The sequence below is a fragment of the Prevotella sp. HJM029 genome, assembly GCF_000599605.1.
GTDB lineage: Bacteria > Bacteroidota > Bacteroidia > Bacteroidales > Bacteroidaceae > Prevotella.
In genome coordinates, this window is the sequence record NZ_AZHT01000084.1 from 1 (window position 1) to 4,728 (window position 4,728).

5 protein-coding genes and 1 pseudogene are annotated in these 4,728 nt (G+C 42.5%); 5 read left to right on the forward strand and 1 reads right to left on the reverse strand.

Annotated features, from left to right (window positions below; translation table 11 throughout):
• Nucleotides 1-454 (reverse strand): IS5/IS1182 family transposase (locus X919_RS0105180; RefSeq protein ID WP_028899284.1); only part of this gene is annotated, 454 nt, incomplete at its 3' end.
• A gap of 28 nt (nucleotides 455-482) precedes the next feature.
• Here X919_RS0105180 and X919_RS0105185 point away from each other — a divergent pair.
• The 5 genes and pseudogenes from X919_RS0105185 to X919_RS15965 form a co-directional block, all read left to right on the forward strand.
• Nucleotides 483-737 carry an integrase core domain-containing protein gene (locus X919_RS0105185; protein ID WP_028899285.1) on the forward strand — a complete coding sequence of 85 codons (255 nt, stop codon included), beginning with the start codon at nucleotides 483-485 and terminating at the stop codon, nucleotides 735-737.
• A 43-nt stretch (nucleotides 738-780) separates the two neighbouring features.
• Nucleotides 781-1,875 carry an FMN-binding protein gene (locus tag X919_RS0105190; RefSeq protein WP_028899286.1) on the forward strand — a complete coding sequence of 365 codons (1,095 nt, stop codon included), beginning with the start codon at nucleotides 781-783 and terminating at the stop codon, nucleotides 1,873-1,875.
• A 5-nt stretch (nucleotides 1,876-1,880) separates the two neighbouring features.
• Complete coding sequence (locus tag X919_RS0105195; protein ID WP_028899287.1) at nucleotides 1,881-2,516, forward strand: nitroreductase family protein; 636 nt, start codon at nucleotides 1,881-1,883, stop codon at nucleotides 2,514-2,516.
• A gap of 41 nt (nucleotides 2,517-2,557) precedes the next feature.
• Nucleotides 2,558-4,054, forward strand: coding sequence for a hypothetical protein (locus X919_RS0105200; RefSeq protein WP_028899288.1), 1,497 nt, complete (start codon nucleotides 2,558-2,560; stop codon nucleotides 4,052-4,054).
• Nucleotides 4,055-4,058: 4 nt separating this feature from the next.
• Nucleotides 4,059-4,514, forward strand: a pseudogene (locus X919_RS15965) (MATE family efflux transporter); the annotation flags it as partial.
• Nucleotides 4,515-4,728 lie beyond the last annotated feature (214 nt).

A 4,728-nucleotide genomic window follows, 5' to 3' on the forward strand; every position in this document is an offset into this window, starting at 1 on the left:
GCGTATTCGTAATGCTGGCATCAATAATGGCGCCACGCTTTACAATGATTCCTTTAGCTTCCAATTGCCTGTTAAACTCCTCAAGAAGCGTATCATACAAATCCGCTTCAACAAGAATATTGCGAAAACGGCACACAGTTGTACTATCAGGAACAATATCTTCCATGCCAAGACCTGCAAGGCGACTAAAAGACAAGCGGTCGTTAACCTGCTCTTCAACTTCTCTGCCACTCAGACCATACCAGGTGCGGAGTAATTCAATCTTGAATAAAACAAGGCTGTCATAGCTGGGTCGGCCAGTAGACTTATAGCCTTTTGTATAAGCCACTTCTATTATAGCACGAATAGGTCCCCAATCAATGACTGTATTTATTTGTGAAAAGAATGTCTGCTTGACCTTTCTTTGCCCAAGGAATAGGTCAGCAAAACTTGGAGATGATAACTTTTGTTTCATACGATAAAGGTACAAAGAATATTTAAGAATGACAAATTGTAGAAGGAGTTTTGCAGAGGTCTCAAATCATTATTTCTGTCCCTCTGAATTAGAAAAGGCTATCGATGGGTGGGTGAAATATTATAATGAGAGAAGATTTCATGAATCGTTGGAAAATCTCACACCCAAAGACGTATATTTAGGACAAGGGGAGAAAATTAAAAAGATAAGAGAAATTATAAAGCAAAAATCAATCAACAAAAGAATTTTTGATAATAAAACAATGAAATATCAGAGTAAATAACTATATTTGCAGTTATGCACTTTTGTTTGACAACGTACATAATATGAGCAATTATTCAGGAAAACTACAGCAGTTATTATCTTTGCTGACCTGTGTTCTGCTGGTTATAGCAGTCAGTATCCGTAGAGACGGAAAGGTCGTAGGACATGAATTGAAGCAGCAACAGGCTGATTCGACAAAGACAGAGACAATGGTTGTCCTTGAAGATGGTTCGATACGGCTGAATACTACGGAACTTGGTAAGGACATCATAGGCTATGGAGGAATCGTTCCCTTGGAGATTACCTTGGAAAATGGTAAGGTAAAGAGTGTCAAGGCACTTGAAAATTCAGAGACACCCGACTTCTTTAAGGAGGCTTCAGCACTTCTTACCAAGTGGAACGGACATACTGTTGAAGAGGCACAGAAACTGAAAGTGGATGCTGTATCAGGTGCAACATTCTCGTCAAAGGCTATCATTGGCAACGTGCAACGTGGTCTTCAGTATGCTGCAAAGAATCCTGTACAGGATTCAATATGGGTGGAGATGGACTTCTCAAGCAAGGCTATAGCAGGACTGATAGTAGTACTTTTGGCTGCCATCGTACCGCTCTTTGTCAAGGATAGACGATACAGAATAAGCCAACAGATACTCAATGTGATAGTATTAGGCTTCTGGTGTGGCTCGTTCCTGAACTTTACATCAATGGTTAGTTATATGTCAAATGGTATGAATGTGCTGACACTAATAGTACCCGTCATTATGCTTATCACCGCATTTGTGTATCCACTCTTTGGGAAGAAATCATATTATTGTACGCACGTATGTCCGTTTGGTTCGCTGCAAGAGCTTGCTGGGAAATGTGTAGGCTATAAAATCAAAATGAAACCAAAGACGGCTAAACGTTTAGATATGTTCCGACAGCTGCTGTGGGCAGTCCTTATGCTATGTCTGTGGACAGGTGTATGGTTCGATTGGATTGATTATGAGCCATTCTCTGCTTTTGTTTTCCAGTCTGCCTCATGGGTAGTTATCGTTATTGCTGTCGTCTTTGTGGCACTCTCCATGGTGATTGTGCGACCTTACTGTCGCTTTGTTTGCCCAACAGGTTCGCTCTTTAAATATAGTCAACAGTCAACTTCAAAAAACAAGAAATAACCGATATGAAGATTTCAATGATTATCAATGCAGTGCCTGCCATTGCACTTGTATTCCTTAGTTATAAACTTGCTGTAACTGAGAATGACAAAGGTAAGGAACAAGATAGCTCTGAAGTAGTACTCAATACGATTCTCAAGCGTACATCTATCCGCTCTTATGAGAACAAAACTATTGAAAAGGAGAAGATAGAAAAACTGCTTCGTGCAGGAATGGCTGCCCCAACAGCTATGAATAAACAGCCTTGGCATTTTGTCGTTGTTACGGATAAAGGGCAGCTACAAAAGCTTTCTGAGGCTAACCCCTATGCTGCTATGGCTGCAAAGGCTCCACTGGCTATCGTCGTTTGTGGTGATATGAACAAGGCAGCTGAAGGTAATGCACGTGAGTTCTGGATTCAGGATTGCTCTGCAGCAACAGAGAATATTCTTTTAGCTGCTACAGGAATGGGACTTGGAGCCGTGTGGACGGGTACCTATCCTTCAAAAGAACGTTGTGCTGACGTAGCTAAAGTACTCGGACTCCCAGAGTCGTTAATTCCACTGAACACGATCGTTATTGGTTATCCTGATGCTGATGTAAGTCCGAAGGATAAATGGAATACGGAGAATATTTCATACAATACCTATGGTGAGGAGTAATAAGCGAAAGATATAAAAGCAATTTAAATAAAACAATAAATATGAAGAAACTAATTATTGCATCCTTAGGAATGATGCTCGCAATGAATATGGATGCTGCAAAGAAACCTAAGACAAACGCTCTGCAATTTAATCCAGAGAGTGGAGTGAAGGCATCGTTGACAATGCCTGATGGCAAAGTGGTGAACTACACGGCTTATAACAAGCTTTATTTTGTTACCAACGTAGAGGATTCTACCTATCAGTATATGAATATCTTTGTACCAGAAGGGGCTAATGAGCAGACACCTATCTTCCTCCGCACCTACGTGGGGGGCTATATGCCAAGTCAGGCTGGTAACCCACAAGCACAGGATGCCAGCGGGCGCGCTTTGGATGAGGGCTATGTTCTCGTCATTCCCGGTAGCCGTGGCCGTACTTCTACCGTAAAGAAAGGAAAGAAGACGGTTTATACTGGTCGTGCTCCAAAGGCGCTACTCGACTTAAAAGCGGCTATCCGTTACCTGCGTCACTTTGACAACTTGATACCGGGTAATACGGAGAAGATTATTACTGACGGTACAAGTGCAGGTGGAGCGATGTCGAGTTTGATGGGTGCAACAGGCAACAACCCTGCCTATGAGCCACTGCTCAAGGCTATGGGCGCAGCTGATGGTCGTGATGATGTCTTTGCGAGTGTGTGCTATTGCCCAATTACCGACCTCGATCATGCTGATATGGCATACGAATGGCTGTATGGCAATACCGATAGTCGCAAGAGCCTCGCTGCAAGTAAGCAGACATTAATCAAGGAATTGGCAGCACAGTTCCCATCTTATATTAACTCACTCGGCTTGAAAAAGACAGATGGTACATTGCTCAATGCCGACAACTATCTTGACTATATCAAGCAGATTATCATCCGTAGTGCGCAGGATGCTAAAGATGCAGGTGCAGACATCCCTGATTCTATCGGTTTTACATTCAGCAGTGAGGCAGCTTTTCAGGCTCCTATCAATGGCGGTGTAGGTATGGCACGTCCTGCAGGAATGGGTGGCGGTATGCCTCCGATGATGATGGGTGGCGGAAAAAGGGTTGGTGAATATATAACAGACCTTGATATGAGCAAGTATCTTAATTACGTAGTAAGTACGCAAGCACTTAAGGGTGTACCATCTTTTGACAGCTACAACGTGGACGGAGCAGCTGCAAGTGGCGAGAATGGTGAGTTTGGAAACGAGCAAGGTTCTGATGTTAACTTTACTGCATGGGCTACTGCAAAGACCGGCAGCACATTGTCTGACGAGGTGAAGGAGAATGTTCGCCTGCTGAACCCTATGTATTTCATCGGTGATGCAGCTACCTCTGTTGCTCCTCACTGGTATATCCGACATGGTGCTCGCGACCGTGATACTGCTTTCCCTATCGCTATCAATCTGGCAACAAAACTGCAGAACGCAGGTAAGGATGTAAACTTCAAGCTACCTTGGAACCGTCCTCACAGTGGCGACTATGCCCTGAATGAACTCTTCAGCTGGATAGCTAAGATTGTAAAATAAAACAATGAGCGATAAATATACATTCCTGACCCAGGCGCCTGTCCATCGTGTGATAGGCGCCATGGCTATACCTACCATCATCTCTATACTGCTGACCAGTATGTATAATCTGGTCGACACGTTTTTTGTTGGTAAGATTAATACACAATCCACGGCTGCGGTAGGTATCGTTTTCAGTGTGATGTTTTTCATATAGGCCTTTTCTTTTTTCTTTGGTAATGGTTCGGGCAATTATATTTCCCGTCAGTTGGGTGCTCAGAATACCAAGGATGCAGAGGTGATGGCAAGCACCGGACTTTTCTACACACTGGTATTCTCGCTGATTGTCATGCTACTTGGATGGTTTTTCCTTGAGCCTATCAGCATTCTTTTAGGTAGTACGCCAACAATCCTACCTTATACTCGTCAATATCTGGGCATCAGTCTGCTGGGTACTCCCTTCATCATGGGTGTACGTTGTCAAACAAAAGTGCACAACTGCAAATATATGGGAAACAATTGAATTACCAAGATTAAAACAAAATCCCAATGTTACAAAGATAACAATAATAGATCTTGAGACTATGTTAGAAACAGTTATATTTGCAAGATAAAAAATGGAAAAAATATCATATTCAATAATTTCAAGAGGGGCTATGCTTATAAATTATAGTAACAATGTTGTTAATCTCTCT